Origin of the sequence: Anoxybacillus sp. P3H1B (assembly GCF_001560855.1) — a bacterium.
Classification (GTDB): domain Bacteria; phylum Bacillota; class Bacilli; order Bacillales; family Anoxybacillaceae; genus Anoxybacteroides; species Anoxybacteroides rupiense.
In genome coordinates this window covers 576,778-602,547 of record NZ_LPUG01000009.1, presented here as the reverse complement: position 1 = coordinate 602,547, position 25,770 = coordinate 576,778, and the positions used below count along the sequence as shown (strand labels likewise).

The window sequence follows — 25,770 nt, the reverse complement described above, 5'->3', positions numbered from 1 at the left end:
CAATGGACGAGCTCCTTCATCGTCTGCTCCACCGGAAAGATTTCCGGCAGCGATATGAGCAGCTAAAACATGAGATTTTGTCTCAACGAGAAGTACAGGCCTTTTTGCGGGAGCACAGGGATCAGGTAACAAACGTTATTTTGGAACGAGGTTTAATGAAATTATATGAGTTTATCCAACAAAGTAAAAATTGTGAGCGCTGTCCAAGCTTAGGCGAGTGCCGCAATCTTCTCAAGGGATACCACCCGCGTCTTGTGCTCCATGGAAATGCTATTGATATTCAATATGACCGTTGTCCAACGAAGATCAAGCATGATGAGCGGAAACGGCAGGAAGCGTTAATTCAAAGCTTATTTGTACCGCGCGAAATTTTACAGGCTTCGTTATCAGATGTCGATCTTGCCGATGACGGACGAATGAAGGCAATTGAGCGAGCGGAGCATTTTGTAGCAAATTATGAACCGGGAAAAAAGATCAAGGGGCTTTATTTATACGGTTCTTTTGGTGTTGGAAAAACTTATATTCTTGGAGCGATTGCCAACGCGCTGGCACAAAAAAAGGTGTCCTCTCTCATCGTCTACGTACCTGAATTTTTTCGTGAACTCAAGGGATCTTGGCAGGATCAAACGATGAACGAAAAATTGGATTATGTCAAAAAAGTTCCCGTCTTAATGCTGGACGATCTTGGCGCCGAATCCATGTCAAGCTGGGTGCGTGATGATTTGCTAGGTCCGATTTTGCAATACCGGATGCTGGAAAATCTTCCGACTTTTTTTACATCGAATTTTGATTTGCAGCAGTTAGCCCACCACTTAACGTATTCCCAAAGAGGCGAGGAAGAACAAATGAAAGCGGCGCGCCTGATGGAACGCATCCGTTATTTAGCAGATCCTGTGGAGATAAAAGGAAGAAATCGCCGTTTAGACTAAGCGAAGTGAACGGATCGCTTGTTTTTCTGATTCTAAATCAACGCGTCCTCCCATATATATAGAACAAGCATTCACTTACAAAGGGGGGACGACATTGATTGAGATTTACTTCGAACAGACAAGCGACGCAGAAAAATTTTTTGATCTTTTGCAAGAAAAAGTGAACGGGACAACCCGGCTCTATTTGCAATTGAAGTACGATGGAAATTCTTTAGTTACGATTGACATAGACCAATGTGTGGATGAAGCTATTTCATCGTGCGTGGCACCTGCGATTACGCAGTTTATTCTTCGTTTTATTGAAGATCGGCTGCTGCTGTCCATTATTTCTGGAACATTTTATTTTAAAAACGAGGAAGAGCAGTATCAAATTTTGCAATTAACTCATTCGTTCCTTGAGGGGGAACGATATGATTATCGAAGCGGGAAAAAAAGCGTCATGTCGCGCGATGCGCTCATTATGAATGCACTTTTACCATTTTTAAAAGATAATCTTTCTTTTTCACTCACCTCGTTTGTTACATTCAGGCTGAAACGATATATGGAACGATTGAATCATTATGTCGAACTGGCCATTGATGAATATAAGCTAGAGCAAGAATATCAAAATTTTGTGCAAATACTGCGCGATTACGTGGCAGAACGGGAAGCCAAGTGGCGGATTGTTCATCTTGTTCATCGCTCTCCGGACTTTCTTTTTTTTGATGAACAGTTTCGCCATGTGACAAAAAAGGAGTTAACCCAGCTGATTGACCGCAATTTGCCTGTCAGTCAGCCGATGTATATCGATTCTTCTGTATTAGCGCCGCTTGTTTCGATTGCTCCTGAATTGGTATATGTCTATACTTCATGTGAAGATGACGGAATGATTCAAACGCTACAAAATGTGTTTCAAGAACGGCTTCGTTTTTGTAAACCGACGGATTTTGCCGATGCCCAGACGGCCATGTCGATAAATGATCGATCGACTTGATTTTTCTCATCAGACATTCTATAATAACGTACATAATGAAACATGTGGAAAAGTCATGATGAGGACATGGGTGTGTTTTTACGGTTTCCAGAGAGGGAAGGCTTTGGCTGTAACCTTCCTAACACGGAAAATGCACTTACCGCCTCGGAACTTCAGCAGTGAACGATTGTAGGAGTTATTTTTGCTTTTCTGCCGCTTTCCTCGAACAAGGACGCCAACAGGCAAATTCATTTGCAGTTCATTGTTCGAAGGGAGCCGTGCGGTTCGCTCGCCTGGCTGGTCGAGCATGTCGGCCGCGACAGAAAAGCTGTAGGCAGTCCAAACTCGCTGCGATCAAGTAATTGCTGACGGAAAGCACCGTTATGCGATTCGAGCCATCGCTATTCACTTGGGTTTTTGTTGCCGATTGGGTGAGAGAGCGGTGGGAAGAAGGGTGGAACCACGAATTCAACTCGTCCCTTATTGGAGGGGCGAGTTTTTTATTTTTATATGAATATTCAAAAAGGAGTGAAAAGCGATGTCAGAGATTATCCGTATTACATTTCCTGACGGGGCAGTGAAGGAGTTTCCAAAAGGAACGACAACGGAAGAAATTGCTGCTTCCATCAGCCCTGGATTGAAGAAAAAAGCCATTGCTGGAAAATTAAACGATACATTGCTTGATTTACGTACACCGATTCATCAAGATGGAGCGATTGCGATCATCACACAGGACATGCCAGAAGCGCTCGAAATTTTACGTCACAGTACAGCCCATTTAATGGCTCAGGCAATCAAGCGCTTGTACAAAAATGTAAAGCTGGGCGTTGGTCCAGTCATTGAGAATGGCTTCTATTACGATATTGATATGGAAGAATCATTGACACCAGAGGATCTTCCAAAAATTGAAAAAGAAATGCAAAAAATCGTGAAAGAAAACTTGGAGATTGTCCGCAAAGAGGTGGATCGCGAGGAAGCGATTCGCCGTTATGAAGAAATTGGCGACAATTTAAAACTTGAGCTAATCAACGACATTCCTGAAGGAGAAGTTGTTTCCATTTATGAACAAGGCGAATTTTTCGATCTTTGTCGCGGCATCCACGTGCCATCGACAGGAAAAATTAAGGAATTTAAGCTCTTAAGCATTGCGGGGGCGTATTGGCGCGGGGACAGCAAAAATAAAATGCTCCAGCGCATTTACGGCACGGCTTTCTTTAAAAAAGAGGATTTGGAAGCACATCTTCGTTTGCTGCAAGAAGCGAAGGAGCGTGATCACCGCAAACTTGGGAAGGAGCTTGAGCTCTTTACAACGTCGCAAAAAGTGGGACAAGGCCTGCCGCTTTGGCTGCCGAAAGGTGCGACCATCCGCCGCACGATTGAACGATATATTGTGGATAAAGAGATAGAACTTGGCTATCAGCATGTGTATACACCAGTGCTTGGAAGCGTTGAGCTATATAAAACATCTGGACACTGGGATCATTATCAAGATGGCATGTTCCCGCCAATGGAGATGGATAACGAACAGCTCGTTCTTCGTCCGATGAACTGTCCGCATCATATGATGGTATACAAAAACAAAATCCATAGTTATCGCGAGCTGCCGATTCGCATTGCTGAGCTTGGAACGATGCATCGCTACGAAATGTCAGGGGCTTTGACAGGGCTGCAGCGCGTGCGCGGCATGACATTGAACGATGCCCATATTTTTGTTCGTCCAGATCAAATCAAAGACGAATTTAAACGAGTCGTCAACTTAATTCTTGAAGTATATAAAGATTTTGGCTTAAACGAATACTCATTCCGCTTGTCTTACCGCGACCCGCATGATAAAGAAAAATATTACGATGATGATGCGATGTGGGAAAAAGCGCAAAGCATGCTGCGTGAAGCGATGGACGAACTTGGGCTTGAATATTATGAAGCGGAGGGAGAAGCGGCGTTTTATGGTCCAAAGCTAGATGTGCAAGTGCGCACGGCGCTTGGAAAGGATGAAACGCTGTCGACCGTTCAGCTTGATTTCTTGCTGCCAGAGCGTTTTGATTTAACATATATCGGCGAGGATGGAAAACCGCACCGACCAGTTGTCATCCATCGTGGCGTCGTGTCCACCATGGAACGCTTTGTCGCTTTCTTAATTGAAGAATATAAAGGAGCGTTCCCTGCATGGCTTGCTCCAGTGCAAGTGGAAGTCATTCCAGTATCGCCAGCCGTTCATGCCGACTACGCGCATCAAGTGAGAGAAGCGCTACAATCGCAAGGATTTCGCGTGGAAGTTGACGAACGCGATGAAAAAATTGGCTATAAAATTCGCGAAGCACAAATGCAAAAAATTCCGTACATGCTTGTTGTTGGAGACAACGAGGTAAAAGAGCAGGCTGTCAATGTCCGCAAATATGGCGAACAAAAAAGCGAAACGATGCCTCTTGCCGCTTTTATCGATGCATTAAAGGCAGAAGTGCGCCGTTGAAAAAAAGTGTTGCTAAAATAGAAAGAGTTAGATATAATAATATGCGTTGTGTTGAAAAATGCTTATATTGACATGCTGCTTCCAATATGGTAATCTATATAAGTCAAATTGAATACTTGTTTGTGACAAAAGCAGAAGCACCCGGCTTCTCACCTGTCTGACGCGGATCGCTGTTAGCGGGTTGTTACGGTTCGTCTATGAAAAGTCCGATCGTAAAAGCATGGGTGTCGTATGCACTCATGCTTTTTTGTATGCAAGGCTGCGAGTCTTCCAAAGCCCCGTATTCTTCATGAGTATATGGTGGAGAGGAAAGACAACGGCCAAGCAAAAATGAAACGCAGAAACGAGTGTTTCGCTTCGGTTTCCTAGCAAAGGGTGCATTATGCAAACAAGTCATTCGTAAAAAACCTTGGAGGTGGCTAGTTATTAGCAAAGATTTTATCGTTAACGAAAGCATTCGTGCGCGCGAAGTTCGTTTAATTGATCCAAACGGAGAGCAATTAGGCATTAAATCAAAACAAGAGGCGTTGGAAATTGCAGCCAGATTGAACCTTGATTTGGTTATGGTCGCGCCAAACGCTAAACCACCGGTATGCCGAATTATGGATTACGGCAAATTCCGTTTTGAGCAACAAAAGAAAGAAAAGGAAGCGCGTAAAAAGCAAAAAGTCATTAATGTGAAAGAGGTTCGTTTGAGCCCGACAATTGAAGAGCATGATTTTAATACGAAGCTTCGCAATGCGCGCAAATTCCTTGAAAAAGGCGATAAAGTAAAGGCAACCATTCGCTTTAAAGGGCGGGCTATTACCCACAAAGAAATTGGCCAGCGCGTGTTGGACCGTTTTTCTGAGGCCTGCGCTGATATTAGCGTTGTTGAATCTGCTCCGAAAATGGACGGACGCAGCATGTTTTTAGTGCTCGCACCGAAAAACGACAAATAACCGAACGAGGAGGATACACCCTATGCCAAAAATGAAAACTCACAGAGGCTCTGCAAAGCGTTTTAAAAAGACGGGTACTGGTAAATTGAAGCGTTCTCATGCGTTTACTAGCCACTTGTTTGCTAATAAAACTCAAAAGCAAAAACGCAAGCTTCGCAAAGGAACGCTTGTATCTTCTGGAGATTTTAAACGTATTCGTCAAATGTTAGACAACTTAAAATAATTTTTGGAATGAAACATAATCGTAGGAGGGAATAACAGATGCCACGTGTTAAAGGCGGAACAGTAACGCGCAGACGTCGCAAAAAAGTTCTTAAACTTGCAAAAGGCTATTTCGGTTCTAAGCATCGTTTATATAAAGTCGCAAACCAACAAGTAATGAAATCATTAATGTATGCATATCGCGACCGTCGTCAACGGAAACGCGATTTCCGCAAGCTTTGGATTACGCGTATCAACGCGGCAGCTCGCATGAACGGACTTTCTTACAGCCGCTTAATGCATGGCTTAAAGCTTGCTGGTGTAGAAGTAAACCGCAAAATGCTTGCTGAGTTGGCTGTAAACGATGCAGCAGCATTCGCGCAACTGGCTGATATTGCAAAAGCTAACTTAAATAAATAAAGAGACAGATGGAAGTTGTAGACAAAGTCGGTGTTGACTTTGTCTACAACCATTTTAAGCATCATGTATTTCCACATCAGGCCGGATGTAAAACGCTTAACCAAACATGGAACGAAGCCGGATGAAGACGCGAAGCGAACAAAAGAAGCTCATGAGCGGGCGAACGCGGTCATTGGCCCAAGATGCAAGCGTTGAACAACAGTCTGTGATGACCATTCTCCAAACGAGAATGGTCATTTTTTCATCAGCATGGTCATCCGGTCATGACTCAAGAGAGGTGGAGAGGAGCATGGAATGGTATATGGCGATTGTGAATGCCGTTAGCTTTTTAATAATGGGGCTTGATAAACAGAAGGCAAGAAAAGGGAAATGGCGGATTGCTGAGCGGACGATCTGGTTGTTTGCTCTTGCCGGAGGCGCAATCGGAGCAGCCATTGGCATGTATGGCTTTCACCATAAAACGCGACACCGCCTCTTTCGTTATGGATTGCTGCTTTTGGCTATTTTCGATATGCTTATTTATGTTATTCTTTATCAATAGCGGGGGAGAAGAAAATGAACGTACAAATGCTTTATTCATTGCAGCGCCAGCTTGATGAACGAATTGAGACACAGCATGGGCTGCAACATGAAAATCTTGTCGACCGGAAAGTGCTAGCTTTGCTTGTTGAGCTTGGAGAGCTCGCCAATGAAACACGCTGTTTTAAGTTTTGGAGTGTGAAGCCGCCAGCGCCGCAAGACAAAATATTAGAAGAATATGTGGATGGCTTGCACTTTATTCTATCGCTTGGTTTGGAATGCGGATTTGATTTTACAGCTGATGATCGAGTATCAGAGACTCGTTCGTTAGTTGAACAGTTTTTATTCGTTTTTCAAGCTGCCCACCAGTTTTATGAGGCCAAATCTTTGGCAAGCTACCAGCATTTATTTGCTGAATATTTGCGTTTAGGCAACCAACTAGGTTTTTCCCTTGAGCAAATGGAACAAGCCTATAGGAAAAAAAATGAAATTAATCACGAACGGCAAAATCAGAATTATTAACAAATTTTGTACATTGGTACTTCTTTTCGCTATAATGGGGATGAAGTACATATGAAAGGAGTTTGAATATGGCAAAGCTAGATCCGACGTTAACCATGCTAAAGGAATTAACCGATGCCAAAGGTGTGCCCGGCAATGAACGAGAAGTGCGGGAAGTCATGAAAAAATACATAGCTCCTTATGCCGATGAGGTCACAACAGACGGGCTCGGCAGTCTTGTCGCGAAAAAAGCAGGAAAAGAAAACGGTCCGAAAATTATGGTGGCTGGCCACCTTGATGAAGTCGGTTTTATGGTGACGCAAATTGATGAAAAAGGATTTATCCGCTTTCAGACGCTTGGAGGCTGGTGGGGACAAGTGATGCTCGCCCAGCGTGTCACCATCATCACGAAAAAAGGAGAAATCACCGGTGTGATCGGTTCAAAGCCACCGCATATTTTACCGCCGGAGGCGCGCAAAAAACCGGTCGAAATCAAAGATATGTTTATCGATATCGGCGCATCTAGCCGCGATGAAGCGATGGAATGGGGGGTGCGCCCGGGTGATTCGATCGTTCCGTATTTTGAATTTACGGTCATGAATAATGAAAAAATGTTGCTTGCAAAAGCGTGGGACAACCGTATTGGCTGTGCCATTGCCATTGATGTATTAAAGCAGCTGAAAGATGTCGAGCATCCGAACGTCGTTTATGGTGTTGGTACTGTTCAAGAAGAAGTCGGATTGCGCGGCGCGAAAACGTCGGCAAATTTCATTCAACCGGATATTGCGTTTGCTGTCGATGTCGGCATTGCTGGAGATACACCAGGTGTTTCGGAGAAAGAAGCGATGGGCAAACTCGGTGCTGGCCCGCATATCGTGCTATATGATGCGACGCTCGTGTCGCATAGAGGGTTGCGCGAGTTTGTCATTGATGTAGCAGAAGAATTAAATATCCCATACCATTTTGACGCGATGCCGGGCGGAGGAACGGATGCGGGCGCTATCCACCTGACGGCAAGCGGTGTTCCGGCGCTGACGATTGCCATCCCGACACGTTACATCCACTCGCATGCTGCGATGCTTCACCGCGACGATTATGAAAACACGGTGAAACTACTTGTCGAAGTGATTAAGCGCCTTGATGAAGCAAAAGTGAAAGAGATTACGTTTGATTGAGGAATAAACGGACTGTCATACGATGTAAGAAGAATGCTCCATTTCATACGATGGAGCATTTTTTGTTAAAAATGCTTGGAAATAATGGAAAGACGAACTCAATCCAATATGGGCTGTGAGGGGGAAAGTCAATGGCGTCTTTGAATGCATGGGATCCAAGTTTATATGATAAAAAGTTTCGTTTTGTTTCTGATCTCGGAAAAGGAGTCATTGAATGGCTGAATCCACAAGCAGGGGAGAGAATCCTTGATTTAGGTTGTGGCACGGGCGATTTGAGCTATGAAATTTCTAAATCAGGAGCCATTGTTGTCGGAATGGACGCATCTTCTGAAATGATTGCGAAAGCTCGTGAAAAGTATGAAGATATTTGCTTCATTGTAGACAACGGGGAGTCATTTCGAACAAGTGAGCTGTATGATGCAGTGTTTTCCAATGCAGCATTACATTGGATGAAAAATGTGGAGAAGGTGGTTGAATCCATTTTCCTGTCATTAAAGCCCAACGGAAAGTTTGTGGCTGAATTTGGTGGAAAAGGAAATATATCAGCGATTGTTCAAGCGATTCAAATGGTGCTAGCGCAGTACGCCGGAATTTATGAGAAGAGGAACCCGTGGTATTTTCCGAGCATTGGAGAGTATAGTGCGTTGCTTGAAAGGTATGGATTTCGCGTGTTGCACGCAATCCATTTTGACCGTCCAACTCCACTGGCTGATGGCGAACAAGGCCTTATCCACTGGCTTGATAGTTTTGCCGGCGATTTTTTTCTAGGAATCGATGTAGAAGAAAAGCTATTTCTCTATGAAAAAATAAAAGAATCACTAAAGCCTTATCTATGGAAGAGAGGAGAATGGGTGGCGGATTACAAGCGCATACGCATTGTCGCGGTGAAAGAACAGAAAGCCTTATGACCTTTTTAATTTTAAGGGAGGTGCCGATGATAAAAAAAGCGTGGCTATTCATCATGGCCTTTGTTATATTCATTGTTGCTTGTTCTCATCCAAAAGATGCGGAGAATCAACTTTCTGATAAAATACCTGTCACTATCAAAATCGTAGATCAAGACGGCCAATATTCTAAATTCTTGGTCCATGTCGTTTCAGAAGGATATCAAAACAAAGACATTGCTCATATTCCTCAAGTTCAATTGATGATTGTAAATAGTAAATCCCTTAAGTTGCATTTATATTCCGGCGTTACTTATACGTTTGAGGTTTCTCCTACTCACTACCGCACGATTGACGAGTATTTAAAAAATAAAAAAGAGGGCGTAAAGGATAGCAAGAAAGAACGGTTACCAACGGGAAAAACAACATTTACGCCTCATGCAAAAAATGCGGCATTAACCATTGATCTGAAATAGATAAACTGGATTATCAGCATTTGTCCCAAAATAGGCAGAGGATGAACCCGCTCGTCTTTGACTATTACAAAAATGGGAATGTTGTTTTGGAATCGTTCATGCGTTCCCATCTTTTCGTTCACAGATGCAACAACCGACATAAACAAAGACATCGACTTAAAAATCAGTCATAAAGAAAACGCAGTCCCGCTGCATCATTTGATGGAAAGCGGCGGGACGGACATTTTCGAGAGTCTGTTTTATTGTTTTACTGCCTGCTCAAGCGTCACTAGCATATCGTTTTTTTGTTCCGGGGATGAGTGATTCCAAATCGCTTCAAACAAAACGCCAAGACCTGGCAAATATTTTTCCTCGCCGCGTTGGATCGCATCCATAATCGTATCTTCAAGCTGTTCTTTTGTATTGTTGGCTACATTGTGCATGACTGCATGCCGTAAATTTAGATCCAAATTCCTCACCTCGCTTTATGTATTACACATTTATTTTTGTCGTCGTTTTCGTTTATTATGTATAGTGACAGGCAAAAAAGAAAAGGAGAATGGAGATTGAAACGGATTGAATCGACAAAAAATCCGCAAGTAAAGCAATGGAAGAAGCTGCTGACAAGAAAAGAACGAGACAAGACAAGACTTTTTCTGATTGAAGGGTTCCATTTAGTGGAGGAAGCTTTAGCAAGCGGTGTTTCGCTTGTTCAATTGATCATTGAGGAAAGCAAGGCCATTCCTTCAGAATGGAATGTGGGCCATATTCCGATTACAGTTGTTACAGAAGGAGTAATGCGGGAGATCAGCGATACGGAAACCCCGCAAGGAATTGCGGCCGTATGCAGGCAATTAAGCGATGAATCGCTTGATTGGAGCAAAGCTAAGCTGCTTCTTGTGGATGCGGTGCAAGATCCGGGGAATGTGGGGACGATGATTCGCACAGCTGATGCGGCCGGCGTGGATGCTGTGATTCTTGGAGAGGGATGTGTAGATGTGTACAATCCGAAAGTCATTCGCGCTACACAAGGTTCGCTTTTTCATTTGCCGATCATCCGCGGTTCCCTTAGCAAATGGATGCAAACGTTAAAGGAAAAAAATATTCCAATTTACGGGACATCTTTAGAAAATGGCGATGATTATCGAAAAGTACACGCTAGCGGTGCGTTTGCTCTTCTTGTCGGCAATGAAGGAAGCGGCGTCAGCAAGGAATGGCTTGAGCAGACGACGAAAAATTTGTACATTCCTATTCATGGACAAGCTGAATCACTGAACGTGGCAGTGGCCACCGGGATTTTGCTTTACCATTTGCGGGGATAAACGTAAAAGATACACTACTGAATGAATCCTAAAAGAAACGATTCAATATGGAAAAGCATTGTTCCATGCGGTTATTGAACGGCTCGATGTACAAAATGCCCGAAATGGAACAAATGAAGAGGGGCATTGCTCATTTGCAAGGAGAGGTGAAGCGGTTCAAAGAAGACGCCTCTGCGCAAAAAGAAGATGTGGCTATGTTAAAAAAGAGAGAGTTCCAGTTTAACATCATCCACCGAGAAGTCTTCCATTTCTTAACGAGGGGGAGATGGGGAGGTTCGTCAGAGGAACAAGCACGGCAAGTAGAGCGGCTTTCGGCTCACACAATGGAGCAAGAAGCTGATATAGTGGAATGGCGAAGCATGAGATAGTAATCGTATATGTTTGTTCGCTCAGCAGATAGTGGTTGCAACAGATGGATGGATTGCCTATAATATAAAAATAATGAAATAAGAAAAATAACGATGAAAGAGAAGAGTAGCTTGTCCCTCGCCATCCAGGGAGAAAACGCCGGAGACTGGGAGCGTTTTTATGGTAGAAGCAAGTGAATTCACCTCTGGAGTTGACGCTTGGACCATTTTGCTATTGCAAAATGTAAAGGCGTTCCGGCCATGGCCGTTATCGCAATGAAGTGAACAGCGCTTTTTCGCTGTTAACAAGGGTGGTACCGCGATTTCACTCGTCCCTTATGCAGGGGGCGAGTTTTTTATTTTTGCATAGAGGAGGTTTTTTCATGAAAGAACGTTTACAGCAGCTTCAGCAAGAGGCGCTTGAAAAAATTACGCAGGCGAATGACTTAAAAGCGCTCAATGAGGTGCGCGTAGCGTATCTCGGCAAAAAAGGACCGATTACCGAAGTGCTGCGCGGAATGGGAGCATTGTCTCCTGAGGAACGCCCAGTGATGGGGGCGCTTGTCAATGAGGTGCGTGAAGCGATCCAAACAGCAATCGAAGAAAAACAAGCAGAGCTTGAGCAACAGGAGGTCGAGAAAAAATTAGCAGCTGAAGCGATTGATGTAACGCTTCCAGGGCGCCCAGTGCGCCGAGGAAATCATCATCCTTTGACGCGCGTAATTGAAGAAATTGAAGATTTGTTTATCGGCATGGGGTATACGATTGCCGAAGGGCCAGAAGTCGAAAAAGACTATTACAACTTCGAGGCTCTCAATCTTCCGAAAGGTCATCCGGCGCGCGATATGCAAGATTCGTTCTATATTACAGAGGAAATTTTGCTGCGCACGCATACATCTCCGGTACAGGCGCGCACGATGGAGAAGCATCAAGGACGCGGGCCTGTGAAAATCATTTGCCCGGGAAAAGTATACCGACGGGACAACGACGATGCGACGCATTCACATCAGTTTACTCAAATTGAAGGGCTCGTTGTCGATGAGAACATCCGCATGAGCGATTTAAAAGGAACGCTGCGCGAGTTTGCCCGCAAGATGTTTGGCGAAGATCGCGACATTCGTTTTCGTCCAAGCTTTTTCCCGTTTACGGAGCCGTCTGTGGAAGTGGATGTCTCTTGCTTTAATTGTGGCGGCCATGGCTGTAACGTATGTAAAGGTACAGGCTGGATTGAAATTTTAGGGGCTGGAATGGTACATCCAAATGTATTAGAAATGGCCGGTTTTGATTCAAAAAAATATACCGGCTTTGCGTTCGGGATGGGGCCTGAACGCATCGCGATGCTGAAATACGGCATTGACGACATCCGCCATTTCTATCAAAACGATGTTCGTTTCTTGCAACAATTCAACCGGGTGTAAAGGGAGGTTTGATGGATGTTTGTTTCATATAAATGGCTGCAGGAATATGTTGATTTAACAGGAGTAACAGCAAAAGAATTAGCAGACCGCATCACGAAAAGCGGAATCGAAGTGGAAAGTGTTGAAGTGTTAAACAAAGGGGCGAAAGGCGTCGTGATCGGCCATGTCGTGGAGCGTGACCAGCATCCAAACGCCGATAAATTAAGCAAATGCCTCGTCGATGTTGGTGAGGGAGAACCGGTGCAAATCATTTGCGGCGCTCCGAATGTCGCTAAAGGACAAAAGGTAGCAGTCGCAAAGGTTGGCGCGGTATTGCCAGGCAATTTCAAAATTAAACGTGCGAAATTGCGCGGTGAAGAATCAAACGGAATGATTTGCTCATTGCAGGAGCTTGGCATCGAGCCGAAACTTGTGCCAAAAGAGTACGCTGACGGTATTTTTGTGTTTCCTAGCGATGCTCCGGTGGGAGCCGATGCGCTTGAACTGCTCCATTTGGATGATGAAGTGTTGGAGCTTGGTTTGACGCCGAACCGCGCGGATTGTTTAAGCATGATCGGTGTCGCTTATGAAGTGGCCGCGATTTTAGGCCGAAGCGTGAAGCTGCCTGAGAGGGGGGTTCATGAAAATCATGAAGATGTTCACCATTACATTTCTGTGCGCGTCGATGCACAAGAGGATAATCCTCTTTATGCCGGACGAATTGTGAAAAACGTCAAAATTGGCCCATCACCGCTTTGGATGCAAGCGCGCTTGATGGCGGCCGGCATTCGTCCACACAATAACGTTGTTGATATTACAAACTACATTTTGCTTGAGTACGGCCAACCGCTTCATGCTTTTGATTATGACCGCCTTGGCTCCAAAGAGATTGTCGTCCGCCGCGCGAAAGCGGGTGAAACAATGGTAACGCTAGACGATGTCAAACGAACATTAACCGACGATCATCTTGTTATTACGAACGGAAGCGAGCCAGTTGCGTTAGCCGGAGTGATGGGCGGCGCGAATTCCGAAGTGCAAAATAATACGAAGACGGTATTTATTGAATCGGCCTATTTTACAAGTCCGATTATCCGCCAAGCGGTAAAAGACCATGGCTTGCGCAGCGAAGCGAGCACGCGCTTTGAGAAAGGGATCGATCCAGCGCGTACGAAGGAAGCGCTGGACCGTGCGGCAGCGTTAATGGCGGAGTACGCAGGCGGTGAAGTGGTCGGTGGCGTAGTGGAAGCAAATACATGGCAGCCGAAAGAAGTGACGGTCACAATTACGCTTGATCGCATTAATCAAGTGCTTGGCACAGCGATTACGAAAGAAGAAGTGGCCCATATTTTGACGAACTTGCAATTTGCTTTTACGGAAGATAACCAAACGTTTACGGTAACTGTGCCATCACGGCGCCGCGATATCGCCATTGAAGAAGATATCATTGAAGAAGTGGCACGTCTGTACGGCTATGACAACTTGCCGGCCACTCTCCCAGTTGCTGAAGCCACTCCGGGCAAGCTGACCGCATATCAGGCGAAACGCCGCAAAGTGCGCCGTTATTTAGAAGATGCTGGCTTATTCCAAGCGATTACGTACTCGCTCACCAATGAGGCGAAGGCGACTATGTTTGCGCTTGAGGCTGCCGCGCCGATTCGTTTGGCCCTACCGATGAGCGAAGAGCGAAGTGTTCTGCGGCAGAGCCTGGTGCCTCATCTGTTAGAAGCAGCCAGCTATAACCGCGCTCGCCAAGTCGAAAACGTATCGTTATACGAGATCGGCTCTGTCTATTTGACAAACAGCGAGAGCGAGTTGCCAAACGAAAAAGAACGTCTTGCTGGAGTGATGACAGGGGCGTGGCATGTGCACTTATGGCAAGGAGAGAAAAAAGCGGTTGATTTCTATGTAATCAAGGGGATTTTAGATGGATTGTTTGCGCTGTTAGGACTGGAAAACCATATCGAATATAAACAGACAAAGCGAGAGCACCTTCATCCAGGGCGCACAGCCGAGATTTTATTGAATGGAAAAACAGTGGGGTTTGTCGGTCAGCTTCACCCGATTGTGCAAAAAGATTTTGATTTGAAAGAAACATATGTGTTTGAGCTTGCCTTGTCTGATGTGTTACATGTGGAAGTAGAAGAGATTCGTTATACAGCCATTCCACGTTTCCCATCTATCATACGCGATATCGCGCTCGTTGTCGATGAGCAGACTGTCGCCGGCGAGGTACAAAAAGCGATTATCGCCGCTGGCGGACAGTTGCTAAAAGATGTAGCGATCTTCGACGTATACAAAGGCGACCGCTTGCCGGAAGGCAAAAAATCGATCGCGTTTTCACTTCGTTACTTCGATCCAGAGCGAACGCTTACTGATGAAGAAGTTACGGCTGTTCACGAACAAGTCATTAAAGCAGTGGAACAACAATTCGGCGCTACGTTGCGTGGATAAAAAGGAAATCCCCATCTTATGCCAAGGCGTAGGATGGGGGTTTTTATCATCATGAACTTTTCCGTACTAAAAATAACTTACCTCCCACTGTTGAAAAATAGAATCTGTTTTTGAATATATGTCCCAGCTTGATTATTCGATTTATATCGCTCTCCAATAGATCCAATACCGAAAGCTTATACCGATTTTTCAATCTGAGTCAATCGATCTTTATATTTTTTTGATTCCATGTGTCATTTTTTTGATATAATACCAGTTCAGAGAAATTAAACTTATAGGTCCCCCTCTCTTTATTTTATGGAATAATTTTGAAACCTATTGCAGCCTATGTTCGTTATTATGGAGGGAGGGGAATGGATGAACATGATCTCATATCTTATGAGGCTGTCTTGATCGAAGCATGGCTGTTCTATGATTTGAAAAAAGAGAATTCGTTGATAGGTCCATTCATAGGGAACCGTGTAGCGATTTTTTGCTTTTTCTTGGCGCTTGGAGGATGGCTTCATGCAGGACAGCAAGAAAGAAGGGATCAGAAAACGAGGCAAAGGAGAGAAAAAGCTTATGAACCCGCTTTTGCAGTTAAAGAATGTCCGAAAAGATATTGGAAGTAAAACGATTATTCATGATTTGTCACTCGAGGTATTTGCCGGTGAAGTATTTGGCTTTCTTGGGCCGAATGGAGCCGGAAAAACGACAACCATCCGGATGATTGTGGGATTAATGGATATTACGAGCGGCGAAGTGCTGATCAATGGCATCGATGTCGCTAAAAATTTTGAAAAAGCGATTCGGTATGTTGGCGCTATCGTTGAAAATCCAGAAATGTATAAATTTTTGACTGGGTACCAAAACTTGCTGCACTATGCCCGGATGACAAGTGGAGTGACGAAAGACAGAATTGATGAAGTGATCAAACTAGTAGGATTAGAGCATCGCATTCACGACAAGGTCAAAACATATTCACTCGGTATGCGGCAGCGTTTAGGACTCGCCCAAGCACTGCTTCATCGTCCCTCTCTGCTTATTTTAGACGAACCGACAAATGGACTTGATCCTGCGGGTATTCGTGAAATTCGCGATTATTTACGGAAGCTGGCCAGAGAAGAAGGATTGGGAATTGTTGTATCCAGCCACCTTTTATCTGAAATGGAGATGATGTGCGACCGTTTTGCGATCATCCAGCATGGAAAGCTAGTGACGATTGAAGCGGTACAGGAGCTGTCAAAACAAGCGCAAAAGGTATTATGGATCGTAGACCCGATTGAAAAAGCGGCACAGGTGGTTCAAGAACGCTTTCCTCACTATCATATTCAGCAAAATGGGCAAGGGATAGAAGTGGACATCGATTATCACGACATTCCAAAGCTCAATGCCGCTTTAGTAGCCGAACATGTCCAAGTATACGGAATTCAGGTGCTAGCAAAATCGCTGGAAGAAAGATTTCTTGAAATGACGGGAGGAAACGAAATTGTCTAACTTTTTTTCACTTATTCGCAATGAAAACATGAAAATTTATTATCGGTTTGGCACATGGTTTATGATTGGGTTGCTCGTGCTAGTTGCCGTTGCCGGTGCGATTATCGTCAAAACAAGCTATCGCGAACCGACGGACTGGAGAAAGGAGGTAACAGCAGAGACTGCTAGTTTTAAAGCAAGTTTAGAAGAAGGGAATATTTCAAAAACATATAAAGATTATTTAACACAGCAGCTGAAAATTAACGAATATCGTCTAAAACATGATATTAAACCGATCGCGTCCAATACATTTTGGGGATATCTTGAAAGCTCGGCTGGCATGATTTCTCTTGTTACGTTGTTTACAATCATTGTCGCCGCAGGAAGTGTGGCTAGCGAGTTTTCATGGGGAACGATTAAACTGCTGCTGATCCGGCCGACAAACCGCGCTAAAATTTTGCTTTCGAAATACATGGCTGCTTTGTTGTTTGCGATTGGGTTGCTCGTTCTTTTGTTTGCGGTTTCCGCGATAAGCGGCGCTGCCCTTTTTGGGATCGAGACGATCAAAGAGCCGTATTTAGCGTATCAAAACGGCGAGGTCGTAGAAAAGAGCATGATATGGTATGTATTGCAAATGTATGCGCTCAATTGCGCTGACTTAGTGATGATGACCACTTTCGCTTTTATGATTTCGACCGTTTTTCGCAATCAATCGCTTGCGATTGGCTTAGCCACTTTTTCCTTATTTATTGGTCCGCAGATCACATATTTCTTAGCGATGAAATTTGACTGGGCTAAATATTTGTTGTTTGCCAATACCAATTTGTCCCAATATCTTGATGGAATGCCGATGGTCGAAGGAATGACGATGTCGTTTTCGATTATGATGCTGCTTCTTTATTTTCTCGTGTTTAATGCACTTGCATGGTTGATTTTTCAAAAGCGTGACATCGCTGCTTAAAAGAGGAGGACACGAACGATACAAGTTTGAGAAAGGATGCCGAATTTTAAAGGCATCCTTTTATGCTGGAAAAGCAGCGATTGGCTTTAAAGCTCATTCGGTGATTGGATCTTTGCAAACGGCTTTTCTTTTCGAAAAAATCATTTGGATAGCAACATCATCCACTGAAAAGTCTTCCACTTCTTTAACCAAGTGTCGGTGGGAGACATACATTTATCGGGGGTTCCGAAGCACCTGCTTGACGAACTCCCCTACGTTTTGGACATGAGAGCATCGCTGTCGTCAAAATTTGAAAGTAAGAGCATATGATTAAGAATGGCCGCCCCCATATTCTGAAGGTTACACGCTATAAGCCTCGCATAAGAATGCTATTGCGACATAAAATATATGTGCGGTTTTTTGGCGTCTCCGATTTCATCTCATTCTTTCGCTTTTTATTATGGCATGATCAATATTTTTCTCATTGACTTTTTCGAGTGTAATAGTTATATTGTTTAACAGTTAAATAGTTTAACTATTGGGTGGTGATTTTTTGCAGTCGAAAAAAGTAAAAGAGCTGGTTGAACGGTATCTTTCCGTTTCATTTGATGTGATGAAAAGGGGGGCGATGCTTGTCAAGTGTGAGCTTGACGAAGACATAACAAACGATCAATATTATTTGCTGCGCTATATGTACAAGCGAGGCATTTGCACCTCGACAGAGCTTGCTTCCGCATTTATTGTCAATAAAAGTGCGATTACTGCGATGACCAATCGTCTTGTAGAAAAAGAAATGGTTCGCAGGATACGGGATGAAAAAGATCGCCGCGTTATTTACTTAACATTAACCGAAAAAGGGATGCGGTGGTTTCAAGAGACAGAAGAAAAAATTCATAAACTTGTCGGATCATTCATAACTAAATTTTCAGAGCAAGAAATTGAAATGTTTCTTCAACTGTATGAAAAACTGGCATCTGCTTTGCATGAAATGGAGGTAGAAGCGTGAGGGCGATTATTAAAGGGAAATGGTTGGTATTAGGCATATGGGTGCTTGCAGCTGTGCTGTTAGTCATGACAGCCCCGAATATGGCCGACCTTATTCGCGAAAAAGGACAAATTACGGTTCCGAAAGGATATTCCTCGACATTGGCTTCCGAGATCTTGGAGGAAGTCCAGAAGAAGCAGAAAACGGGCGATGAATTGAGCGTGGCGCTTGTGTTTCACCGCGATGGGAAGTTGACCGATCGGGATTGGAAAGAAGCGGAACAAGCGATTGAACAATTAGAAAAGAATAAAGATAAGCTTGGTATTACACAAATTGTATCGCCTTTTCAAGAAAAAGAGCTAAAAGATCAGCTTGTGTCCAAAGATGGAACCACCATCCTCACATCGCTTAAAATAGAGCGGAACGATCGCAGCGCCAAACAAATGAGTGATGCGTTGTACAAGGCGATTGATAATATTTCGTTAGAGCACTATTATACAAGCGGCTGGATGATCGATGAAGATGTTGTAGTCAGCTCGCAAGAAGGAGTAAAGAAAACAGAAGGAATTACAGTCGTCTTTATTTTAGCGGTTTTATTAATTGTATTCCGTTCACCAGTGGCACCGTTTATTCCGCTGCTCGCAGTCGGAATCACATATGTCGTATCGCAATCCATTGTGGCCTTTTTAGTTGATCAAGTGAATTTTCCGCTTTCGACGTTTACTCAAACCTTTTTAGTGGCGGTATTGTTCGGAATTGGAACAGACTACTGCATTTTGCTTTTAAGCCGTTTTAAAGAAGAATTGTCGCGGCAGGGAACCAAAACAGAGGCCATTGTGGCCACGTATCGCACCGCTGGAAAGACCGTGTTATTTAGCGGTTTTGCCGTTATGATTGGTTTTGCGGCGATCGGGTTGTCAACATTTAAGTTATATCAATCCGCCGCAGCTGTTGCCGTTGGGATTGCTGTGCTTCTCATAGCGCTGATGACACTTGTTCCATTTTTTATGGCGGTGCTTGGTCCAAAGCTATTTTGGCCATTAAAAGGCTCGCTTGAGCATAAACAAAGCAAGCTATGGGAAGTAGCAGGACGCTTTTCCTTTGCCAAACCGCTTGTATCGCTCGCGATTGTAGCGGTGATTACGCTTCCTGTCTTATTAACATATGATGGGAAATTGTCGTTCAACTCTATGGAGGAGATTGGTGATCATTATTCATCGGTTAAAGCATTTAATATTATTGCCGATAGCTTTGGTCCAGGAGAAGCGATGCCGACGCAAATTGTCATGAAAAATGATGAAAATATGAATTCTGATGAATATTTTTATTTAATTGAAAAAATGAGCAGAGAAATTGAGAGGGTCGATGGCGTCGACCACGTTCGCTCTGTCACTCGGCCAACAGGAGAGCCGATTGAGCAGCTATTTGTGACAGAACAAGCAAAGCAGCTGAAAGATGGAATTGGCCAAGGAGCAGACGGCATCGAACAAATTCGCTCCGGATTAAGTCAAGCAAGCCAACAGTTGTCTGCTTCTGCGCCGCAATTGAAACAGGCGACAGATGGGATTCAAGGGCTTGTATCAGGCACGAATCAATTGAAAACAGGAGTCAGCGATTTGCAGAAAGGATTACAGCAAATTGAGAAAGGCGTTCGCGATGGCTCAGTAGGGGCTGGAGAAATTAAAAACGGCCTTGCATCCGTGCAAGCAAATGCTAAAAAATTGCTGGCAGGAGCAGAACAGCTTCTGCAAGGCTATGAAAGCGCCGGTTCTGGATTATCGTCATTGCTTGGGCAATATGAACAAATACAGTCCGGCATGAGCGTGTTATCACAGCAATTGTCAGCGGTAAATGGTTCGTTGAATCATATTGAGCAAACACATCCGGAGTTACAGCAAGATGCTGAGTATCAACAAACAAAAGCAGGAGTGGCTCAGCTTGCCGAGCAGTCCAAGCAAATGGCTGGAGGATTGGCCCAACTGAATGGCGCATTGCAAAAGACAACCGCCGGTGTGCGCCAAGCCAATCGTTCGTTTCATGATCTGATTGCTGGACAAAAAGCGCTGATTGATGGCATGACCAAATTAATCGCTGGATTGGAACAGTTGCAGCAAGGAATGGATAAAGCTGCGGACGGCCAGCAGCAAATTGTTCAACAATTGCCGCAACTCGCTAATGGATTAAATCAAGTGAATAATGGACAGGAGCAGCTATTGACAGGTTTTTCACAGCTTGATGGGCAAATGAATGAGCTTATCGGGGGATTAGACCAAAGCGTGAACGGGCTCAAACAGGTCGAAAATGGCCTTGGCTCTGCACAAAGCTACCTCTCTGAGTTATCATCTTCGCCAGATGAAGAATTAGCGGGATGGTATATGCCAAAACAAGTGCTTGAAAGCCAAGAATTTGCTCAGGCTAAAGAAGCTTATATGTCGAAGGATGGAAAAGTTGTCACAGTAGATGTTGTATTTAAGAAAAATCCTTATTCGACAGAAACAATCAATCAAGTGAAAGAACTGAAGCAGGCCATTAAGCGAGCGGTTAAAGATACAAAATTAGAAAACGCCAAAGTAGGAATCGGCGGAGTTACAAGCGTTTATTCGGATTTAGACCAAGTTTCGCAAAAAGATTATTCGCGCACGGTCATGTTTATGTTTATCGGAATTGCGCTGATTTTGATCGCTTTATTGCGCTCGTTTATCATGCCTATGTATTTGATTTTATCGCTTGTATTGACATACTACACGTCGATGGCTGTCACAGAATTGATTTTCGTCAATCTGCTTGGTTATGCCGGAATTAACTGGGCAGTGCCGTTTTTCGCTTTTGTGATCTTAATGGCGCTTGGCATTGATTACAGCATTTTCTTAATGGATCGTTTCAACGAGTATAAGGATAAGCCAATACAGGAAGCGATGATTGAGGCAATGAAAAATATGGGAACGGTCATTATTTCTGCCGTTGTCATTTTAGGCGGAACATTTGCAGCTATGTACCCATCCGGCGTGCTTTCATTGCTGCAAATTGCGACCATTGTTTTAACAGGATTAATTCTATATGCTTTTGTCGTCCTGCCGCTATTTATCCCTGTGATGGTCAAAATGTTCGGAAAGGCGAACTGGTGGCCGTACATCAGACAATAAATAGGTTTTTCGTTAGCTTAAAAACCGGAGCAAGAGAGATGTTGTGCTCCGGTTTTTGTTTTTGAACAGTTGAAGATCTAGAGGAGACGGACAAAAGCTATATAAGAAGTAAGCAATGCCCAGATGGTCGCAAAAAAGCTATGCGTTCCCGCTTCGATATAATTGGAGGATGAGATTGAAAAACGGCTTCGCTTCTTTACCTATCGCCCTGTTTTCCTGGATGGTTACTTAAACTTCATAGCGATTTGCTTCGCTTTTTCCGTATTGGCGAAATGGAGTTTGGCACATGCTTCGAGAGAGGCCTCGCCGTGGGTTTGAATGAGGCTGGCGGCCGCTCTGTCAACATGCTCTCCTGCGCCTTTAGGGAGATTCATTCCCATTTGCTCGCTTAATTTGTCCATTTCGTGCAAAAATAGATAACGGGCAATGATCGAAGCGGCCGCTACCGCGATATGGACCGTTTCTGCTTTTGGAATGCAATAGACGTGATCGCGGATGACATGGCGTTCCCCTTCTAGATAGAGAAAATATCGATCACGTTCAATAAACTGATCAATGATAATGGCTTCAGGTGATGCGGGAGCCAGCTTTTGTACAAGCTTTTTGATCGCTTCATTATGAAGCAGCGCCTTTATTTTTGTTTGCGGCATTCCGTTTTGTTGCCACTGGTTATAAGTGTGGTTTGAAAGCACAGCTTGCTCATACTCGATTTTTTCCATCAATAAAGGAGCAAGACGGCAAATCGCCTCATCTGTCAATTGCTTCGAGTCTTTGACGCCCATTTTTGCAAGTGAAGAGATTTGCTCTTTAGCGACATAAGCGGCCACAACGACGATCGGGCCGAAATAATCGCCTGTCCCTACTTCATCTGAACCGACGGCAGACACAATGGACAATCGCGGAGAAGATGTGTTTTGCTCTTTCAATGTCGGCTGCTGTGAAGCAGGAATGCTCCATATTTGTGCTTCTTTCTCTGCTTCTTTCCCTTGGAATAGCACCTTTCCTGATCGGTAGGCAGTAATCGTGCAGCCATTTTTTTTTGCAACAAATAAAGCGCCGGCAGGAAGATGCCCTGTTATATACGAATTATAATACTGTTCCATGCGCTTTATCGTACTTTCTGTCGCTTGTATAACATAATTAGCCACTATATTCACCTTCTTATCAATGGATTGGGATGTTGAATCATCCTTGTTTTTTCATTCGATTCTTCGCGTTTCGGCTGTAATCACTCCATGTTTCTTACTATTTTGACCGATCATGAAGAAAAATCGATTTCATTTTATGATACTATCATAAAGAATGGAATGCTGTCTTTTATGGTTTCACTATGTACATAGCTGCATCTTGAAGAAAGAACTGCTCATCTATGAACGTCCCCCGCCTCCACTTTGTTTAGAGGTGGGTGACTTCTCGGTGGATGATGTTAAACAGCTAAAGAATGCCTTCGTCACGTATAGCGTGGCAAACATTCAAACGAATGTTCGTTGAAGCGATGTTATAAACCAAGAATGAATTCTTTCTAAATGGAGAGACTTGATACTTGGATAGATAAGTAAGAAAAACATGTTTACTTTAACTATAACAGCATTCATGATATGATAAACAATAGGATTTTGCAGAATGGGGGAAATCATTTGGCGGAGCAACACAAAACGCGAATTACAGTCGATATATACGGACAACAATACTCCATTGTTGGTACGGAAAGCTCTAGCCATATTCGGTTAGTAGCATCGATTGTAGATGATAAAATGCGGGAAATAAGCTCAAAAAATCCGACACTTGATGTCACAAAGCTAGCCGTGTTAACAGCAGTTAACGCTGTTCATGAATATATTAAATTGAAAGAGGAATATGACCGACTTTTACAACAAATGAAGAAACGAGAAAAGGATGAGTGATTCCATGGTGGATGTCGTATTGCTTTTCATCCTTTTAACAGGGTTTATGATCGGATTAAAGCGAGGATTTATTTTGCAGTTTATCCATATGGCAGGTTTTCTGATTGCTTTTATTATTGCCTATATGAATTATGAAAAATTGGTGCCGACGCTGCGATTGTGGATTCCATATCCTTCCTTTGGAGATCCAGAGACGGTAAAGATGCTATTTGAAAGCGCTCACCTTGATGAGGCATATTATCGAGCAATGGCGTTTGCCCTTTTATTTTTTGCGACAAAAATTGTGATGCAAATCATCGGCTCGATGCTTGATTTTGTTGCACAACTGCCTCTTTTAAGAAGCATCAACCGCTGGGCGGGCGGAGCTCTTGGATTTGTCGAGGTGTATTTGCTTGTCTTTTTATTGCTGTATATCGGAGCTCTTATTCCGATTGAAAGCTGGCAGGCTCAATTGCAGAATTCTTTGATGGCAGGTGCGATTGTCAAGCATACTCCTTTTTTATCGGATATGCTGAAGCATATGTGGATTCACTACATATCGTAGTAACTTCTCTATGAGAGTAGAGAAGTTTTTTGTGTTTTTCCAAGAAAACCTGTATCATTTTTGTAGTGAATGGTACGGACAGGTGGTGTTTCAAATGAAAAATAAAAAAGATGTTATTCATTTACTAGAAACGATTGCTTTATATATGGAAATCAAAGGAGAAAACCCATTTAAAGTTTCTGCCTTTCGCAAAGCCGCTAACGCTTTAGAGACGGATGAGCGCAGCCTAACGGAAATGGATGACTTTACGAAATTGGCTGGCATCGGAAAGGGAACAGCGGCTGTGATTACTGAATTTCTCGAGACGGGAACCTCTAAAACGCTTGAAGAATTGCAGAAGGAAATTCCCGATAGTCTTCTTTCTCTTTTAAAGATCCCAGGACTTGGAGGGAAAAAAATTGCAAAATTGTACCAAGAGCTGGGTGTAACGGATATGGCTACTCTCAAAGCTGCTTGTCTGGCACAGCGTGTTCAAAAGCTTCCTGGATTCGGAAAAAAAACAGAGGATAAAATTCTTGCCGCCATTGAAGAGGTGGGGTCGCGTCCCGAGCGCTTGCCTGTTGCCGCTGTCTTGCCTATTGCGGAAGAGATTGAGGCACAGCTTAGAGAAATGAAAGAAATCATTCGTTTTTCCCGTGCTGGCAGCCTGCGGCGCATGAAAGAAACGGTAAAGGATTTAGATTTTATAATTGCGACGAAACGTCCGGAGAAGGTGCGTGAACAACTGCTGCAACTTGCCCATATTTCGCAAATTATTGCCAAAGGAGATACGAAAGTTTCGTTGCAGCTTCGTTATGAATATGAAATTGCTGTTGATTTTCGCTTAGTGACCGAAGAACAGTTTGCGACAACTCTGCATCATTTTACAGGCTCTAAAGAACACAATGTTCGCATGAGGCAACTGGCGAAAGAACGAGGCGAAAAAATCAGTGAATACGGGGTTGAACAAGTAGAAACAGGGAGAGTCATGACATTTGCAAGCGAGCAAGAGCTTTTTGCTCATTTTCAGCTGCCGTTTATTCCTCCTGAGCTGAGGGAAGATGGAAGCGAGGTTGAAAAATATCAGAAAGATTATCCACTCATTGAGCTATCTGATATTCGCGGCGATTTGCATATGCACTCAACTTGGAGCGATGGCGCTTGCTCCATTGAAGAAATGGCAGAAGCGTGCCGAAAAAAAGGCTACCATTATATGGCCATTACCGATCACTCCCAATTTTTGAGGGTAGCCAACGGTTTAACGGTGGAACGTCTGAAGAGACAAAGGGAAGAAATTGAACGTTTAAATGCAAAATATCGCGATTTTACTATTTTAGCAGGCATTGAAATGGATATTTTGCCAGATGGAACGCTTGACTACGATGACGATGTATTGAAAGATTTAGATTTTGTGATTGCTGCCATTCATACGGGATTCTCTCAAGATCAAGAGACGATCATGAAGCGGCTAAAGACGGCTTTCGAAAATATTCATGTCGATTTAATTGCTCATCCAACGGGACGGCTGATTGAGCGGCGCAGCGGTTATGCGGTTGATATCGACAGGCTGATTGAGTTAGCCAAGGAAACGAATACAGCCCTTGAGCTGAACGCCAATCCCCATCGTCTCGATTTAACCTATGCCTACTTAAAAAAAGCGCAGGAAGCAGGAGTAAAAGTGGCTATTAATACAGATGCCCATCACCTGCAGATGCTTGATGATATGAAGGTGGGGGTTGCGGCTGCGCGCAAAGGTTGGATTCGCAAAGAAACGGTGATGAATACATGGCCGCTTGAAAAGCTGCAGGAATTTTTACGCCGCCATGAGTACAATCACGAACGGAAGAGGTGACACC

At 43.8% G+C, this 25,770-nt stretch carries 24 protein-coding genes and 2 other annotated features; of the genes, 22 read left to right on the top strand and 2 right to left on the bottom strand.

Features of this window, described 5'->3' with window-relative positions; genetic code table 11:
- The first annotated feature begins 2 nt into the window (after positions 1-2).
- From dnaI to AT864_RS03210, 11 genes are all read left to right on the top strand, one after another.
- The gene (gene dnaI, locus AT864_RS03260) at positions 3-929 is read left to right on the top strand and encodes a primosomal protein DnaI (RefSeq protein WP_369815483.1); all 927 of its coding nucleotides are present in this window, start codon (positions 3-5) and stop codon (positions 927-929) included.
- A gap of 94 nt (positions 930-1,023) precedes the next feature.
- The gene (ytxC, locus tag AT864_RS03255; protein WP_066146394.1) at positions 1,024-1,902 is read left to right on the top strand and encodes a putative sporulation protein YtxC; all 879 of its coding nucleotides are present in this window, start codon (positions 1,024-1,026) and stop codon (positions 1,900-1,902) included.
- A 517-nt stretch (positions 1,903-2,419) separates the two neighbouring features.
- Complete coding sequence (gene thrS, locus AT864_RS03250) at positions 2,420-4,351, top strand: threonine--tRNA ligase (protein ID WP_066146391.1); 1,932 nt, start codon at positions 2,420-2,422, stop codon at positions 4,349-4,351.
- A 123-nt stretch (positions 4,352-4,474) separates the two neighbouring features.
- Positions 4,475-4,606: a sequence feature (ribosomal protein L20 leader region), on the top strand.
- A 140-nt stretch (positions 4,607-4,746) separates the two neighbouring features.
- Positions 4,747-5,292, top strand: a complete 546-nt coding sequence (infC, locus tag AT864_RS03245; protein ID WP_080862150.1) for a translation initiation factor IF-3 — start codon at positions 4,747-4,749, stop codon at positions 5,290-5,292.
- A 22-nt stretch (positions 5,293-5,314) separates the two neighbouring features.
- The gene (gene rpmI / locus AT864_RS03240; protein ID WP_044745967.1) at positions 5,315-5,515 is read left to right on the top strand and encodes a 50S ribosomal protein L35; all 201 of its coding nucleotides are present in this window, start codon (positions 5,315-5,317) and stop codon (positions 5,513-5,515) included.
- Positions 5,516-5,553: 38 nt separating this feature from the next.
- Positions 5,554-5,913 carry a 50S ribosomal protein L20 gene (rplT, locus tag AT864_RS03235; RefSeq protein WP_044745968.1) on the top strand — a complete coding sequence of 120 codons (360 nt, stop codon included), beginning with the start codon at positions 5,554-5,556 and terminating at the stop codon, positions 5,911-5,913.
- 121 nt (positions 5,914-6,034) lie between these two features.
- The gene (locus tag AT864_RS18620) at positions 6,035-6,454 is read left to right on the top strand and encodes a DUF1294 domain-containing protein (RefSeq protein ID WP_369815477.1); all 420 of its coding nucleotides are present in this window, start codon (positions 6,035-6,037) and stop codon (positions 6,452-6,454) included.
- 14 nt (positions 6,455-6,468) lie between these two features.
- A complete protein-coding gene (locus tag AT864_RS03225; protein ID WP_044745970.1) occupies positions 6,469-6,954 on the top strand; it encodes a dUTP diphosphatase in 486 nt (161 codons plus the stop codon).
- A 68-nt stretch (positions 6,955-7,022) separates the two neighbouring features.
- Positions 7,023-8,108, top strand: coding sequence for a M42 family metallopeptidase (locus tag AT864_RS03220; RefSeq protein ID WP_044745971.1), 1,086 nt, complete (start codon positions 7,023-7,025; stop codon positions 8,106-8,108).
- 131 nt (positions 8,109-8,239) lie between these two features.
- The gene (locus tag AT864_RS03215; protein WP_172798664.1) at positions 8,240-9,016 is read left to right on the top strand and encodes a class I SAM-dependent methyltransferase; all 777 of its coding nucleotides are present in this window, start codon (positions 8,240-8,242) and stop codon (positions 9,014-9,016) included.
- The gene (locus AT864_RS03210) at positions 8,956-9,468 is read left to right on the top strand and encodes a hypothetical protein (protein WP_231734578.1); all 513 of its coding nucleotides are present in this window, start codon (positions 8,956-8,958) and stop codon (positions 9,466-9,468) included. The genes AT864_RS03215 and AT864_RS03210 overlap by 61 nt, the downstream gene beginning before the upstream one ends.
- A gap of 239 nt (positions 9,469-9,707) precedes the next feature.
- Here AT864_RS03210 and sspI read toward each other — a convergent pair whose 3' ends face one another.
- Complete coding sequence (gene sspI, locus AT864_RS03205) at positions 9,708-9,917, bottom strand: small acid-soluble spore protein SspI (RefSeq protein WP_044742995.1); 210 nt, start codon at positions 9,915-9,917, stop codon at positions 9,708-9,710.
- 96 nt (positions 9,918-10,013) lie between these two features.
- On the opposite strand from sspI, the gene AT864_RS03200 reads away from it, so the two are divergent.
- The 8 genes from AT864_RS03200 to AT864_RS03160 all read left to right on the top strand — a co-directional run bounded on the left by AT864_RS03200 (position 10,014) and on the right by AT864_RS03160 (position 21,487).
- Complete coding sequence (locus tag AT864_RS03200) at positions 10,014-10,769, top strand: RNA methyltransferase (protein WP_066146382.1); 756 nt, start codon at positions 10,014-10,016, stop codon at positions 10,767-10,769.
- A 47-nt stretch (positions 10,770-10,816) separates the two neighbouring features.
- Positions 10,817-11,137, top strand: coding sequence for a hypothetical protein (locus tag AT864_RS03195; protein ID WP_044742993.1), 321 nt, complete (start codon positions 10,817-10,819; stop codon positions 11,135-11,137).
- A gap of 84 nt (positions 11,138-11,221) precedes the next feature.
- Positions 11,222-11,456, top strand: a binding site (T-box leader).
- 43 nt (positions 11,457-11,499) lie between these two features.
- Positions 11,500-12,534 carry a phenylalanine--tRNA ligase subunit alpha gene (gene pheS / locus AT864_RS03190; protein WP_044742992.1) on the top strand — a complete coding sequence of 345 codons (1,035 nt, stop codon included), beginning with the start codon at positions 11,500-11,502 and terminating at the stop codon, positions 12,532-12,534.
- Positions 12,535-12,549: 15 nt separating this feature from the next.
- Complete coding sequence (pheT, locus tag AT864_RS03185) at positions 12,550-14,964, top strand: phenylalanine--tRNA ligase subunit beta (RefSeq protein ID WP_066146380.1); 2,415 nt, start codon at positions 12,550-12,552, stop codon at positions 14,962-14,964.
- 561 nt (positions 14,965-15,525) lie between these two features.
- Positions 15,526-16,440: an ABC transporter ATP-binding protein gene (locus AT864_RS03175; RefSeq protein WP_066146374.1), complete on the top strand. Its 915-nt coding sequence runs from the start codon at positions 15,526-15,528 to the stop codon at positions 16,438-16,440.
- Complete coding sequence (locus AT864_RS03170; RefSeq protein WP_066146372.1) at positions 16,433-17,380, top strand: ABC transporter permease; 948 nt, start codon at positions 16,433-16,435, stop codon at positions 17,378-17,380. The genes AT864_RS03175 and AT864_RS03170 overlap by 8 nt, the downstream gene beginning before the upstream one ends.
- A gap of 532 nt (positions 17,381-17,912) precedes the next feature.
- A complete protein-coding gene (locus AT864_RS03165) occupies positions 17,913-18,365 on the top strand; it encodes a MarR family winged helix-turn-helix transcriptional regulator (protein WP_066146369.1) in 453 nt (150 codons plus the stop codon).
- The gene (locus AT864_RS03160) at positions 18,362-21,487 is read left to right on the top strand and encodes an MMPL family transporter (protein WP_066146366.1); all 3,126 of its coding nucleotides are present in this window, start codon (positions 18,362-18,364) and stop codon (positions 21,485-21,487) included. The genes AT864_RS03165 and AT864_RS03160 overlap by 4 nt, the downstream gene beginning before the upstream one ends.
- A gap of 224 nt (positions 21,488-21,711) precedes the next feature.
- Here AT864_RS03160 and rnhC read toward each other — a convergent pair whose 3' ends face one another.
- Positions 21,712-22,635, bottom strand: coding sequence for a ribonuclease HIII (gene rnhC, locus AT864_RS03155; protein ID WP_066146362.1), 924 nt, complete (start codon positions 22,633-22,635; stop codon positions 21,712-21,714).
- Between the two features lie 489 nt (positions 22,636-23,124).
- Here rnhC and zapA point away from each other — a divergent pair, with 489 nt between their 5' ends.
- The 3 genes from zapA to polX all read left to right on the top strand — a co-directional run bounded on the left by zapA (position 23,125) and on the right by polX (position 25,766).
- Positions 23,125-23,391 (top strand): cell division protein ZapA, encoded by a 267-nt coding sequence (gene zapA, locus AT864_RS03150; RefSeq protein ID WP_044742986.1) that lies wholly within the window; start codon positions 23,125-23,127, stop codon positions 23,389-23,391.
- A 4-nt stretch (positions 23,392-23,395) separates the two neighbouring features.
- Complete coding sequence (locus AT864_RS03145) at positions 23,396-23,935, top strand: CvpA family protein (RefSeq protein WP_066146359.1); 540 nt, start codon at positions 23,396-23,398, stop codon at positions 23,933-23,935.
- Positions 23,936-24,029: 94 nt separating this feature from the next.
- The gene (polX, locus tag AT864_RS03140; protein ID WP_066146355.1) at positions 24,030-25,766 is read left to right on the top strand and encodes a DNA polymerase/3'-5' exonuclease PolX; all 1,737 of its coding nucleotides are present in this window, start codon (positions 24,030-24,032) and stop codon (positions 25,764-25,766) included.
- The last annotated feature ends 4 nt before the right edge of the window (positions 25,767-25,770 follow it).

Bases quoted from the DNA above. Each gene is read 5' to 3' on its own strand.
- dnaI (WP_369815483.1), top strand. From the start codon at position 3: ATGGACGAGCTCCTTCATCGTCTGCTCCACCGGAAAGATTTCCGGCAG.
- thrS (WP_066146391.1), top strand. From the start codon at position 2,420: ATGTCAGAGATTATCCGTATTACATTTCCTGACGGGGCAGTGAAGGAG.
- rpmI (WP_044745967.1), top strand. From the start codon at position 5,315: ATGCCAAAAATGAAAACTCACAGAGGCTCTGCAAAGCGTTTTAAAAAG.
- rplT (WP_044745968.1), top strand. From the start codon at position 5,554: ATGCCACGTGTTAAAGGCGGAACAGTAACGCGCAGACGTCGCAAAAAA.
- AT864_RS18620 (WP_369815477.1), top strand. From the start codon at position 6,035: ATGAAGACGCGAAGCGAACAAAAGAAGCTCATGAGCGGGCGAACGCGG.
- AT864_RS03225 (WP_044745970.1), top strand. From the start codon at position 6,469: ATGAACGTACAAATGCTTTATTCATTGCAGCGCCAGCTTGATGAACGA.
- AT864_RS03220 (WP_044745971.1), top strand. From the start codon at position 7,023: ATGGCAAAGCTAGATCCGACGTTAACCATGCTAAAGGAATTAACCGAT.
- AT864_RS03215 (WP_172798664.1), top strand. From the start codon at position 8,240: ATGGCGTCTTTGAATGCATGGGATCCAAGTTTATATGATAAAAAGTTT.
- AT864_RS03210 (WP_231734578.1), top strand. From the start codon at position 8,956: ATGGGTGGCGGATTACAAGCGCATACGCATTGTCGCGGTGAAAGAACA.
- AT864_RS03195 (WP_044742993.1), top strand. From the start codon at position 10,817: ATGGAAAAGCATTGTTCCATGCGGTTATTGAACGGCTCGATGTACAAA.
- pheS (WP_044742992.1), top strand. From the start codon at position 11,500: ATGAAAGAACGTTTACAGCAGCTTCAGCAAGAGGCGCTTGAAAAAATT.
- pheT (WP_066146380.1), top strand. From the start codon at position 12,550: ATGTTTGTTTCATATAAATGGCTGCAGGAATATGTTGATTTAACAGGA.
- AT864_RS03175 (WP_066146374.1), top strand. From the start codon at position 15,526: ATGAACCCGCTTTTGCAGTTAAAGAATGTCCGAAAAGATATTGGAAGT.
- AT864_RS03145 (WP_066146359.1), top strand. From the start codon at position 23,396: ATGGTGGATGTCGTATTGCTTTTCATCCTTTTAACAGGGTTTATGATC.
- polX (WP_066146355.1), top strand. From the start codon at position 24,030: ATGAAAAATAAAAAAGATGTTATTCATTTACTAGAAACGATTGCTTTA.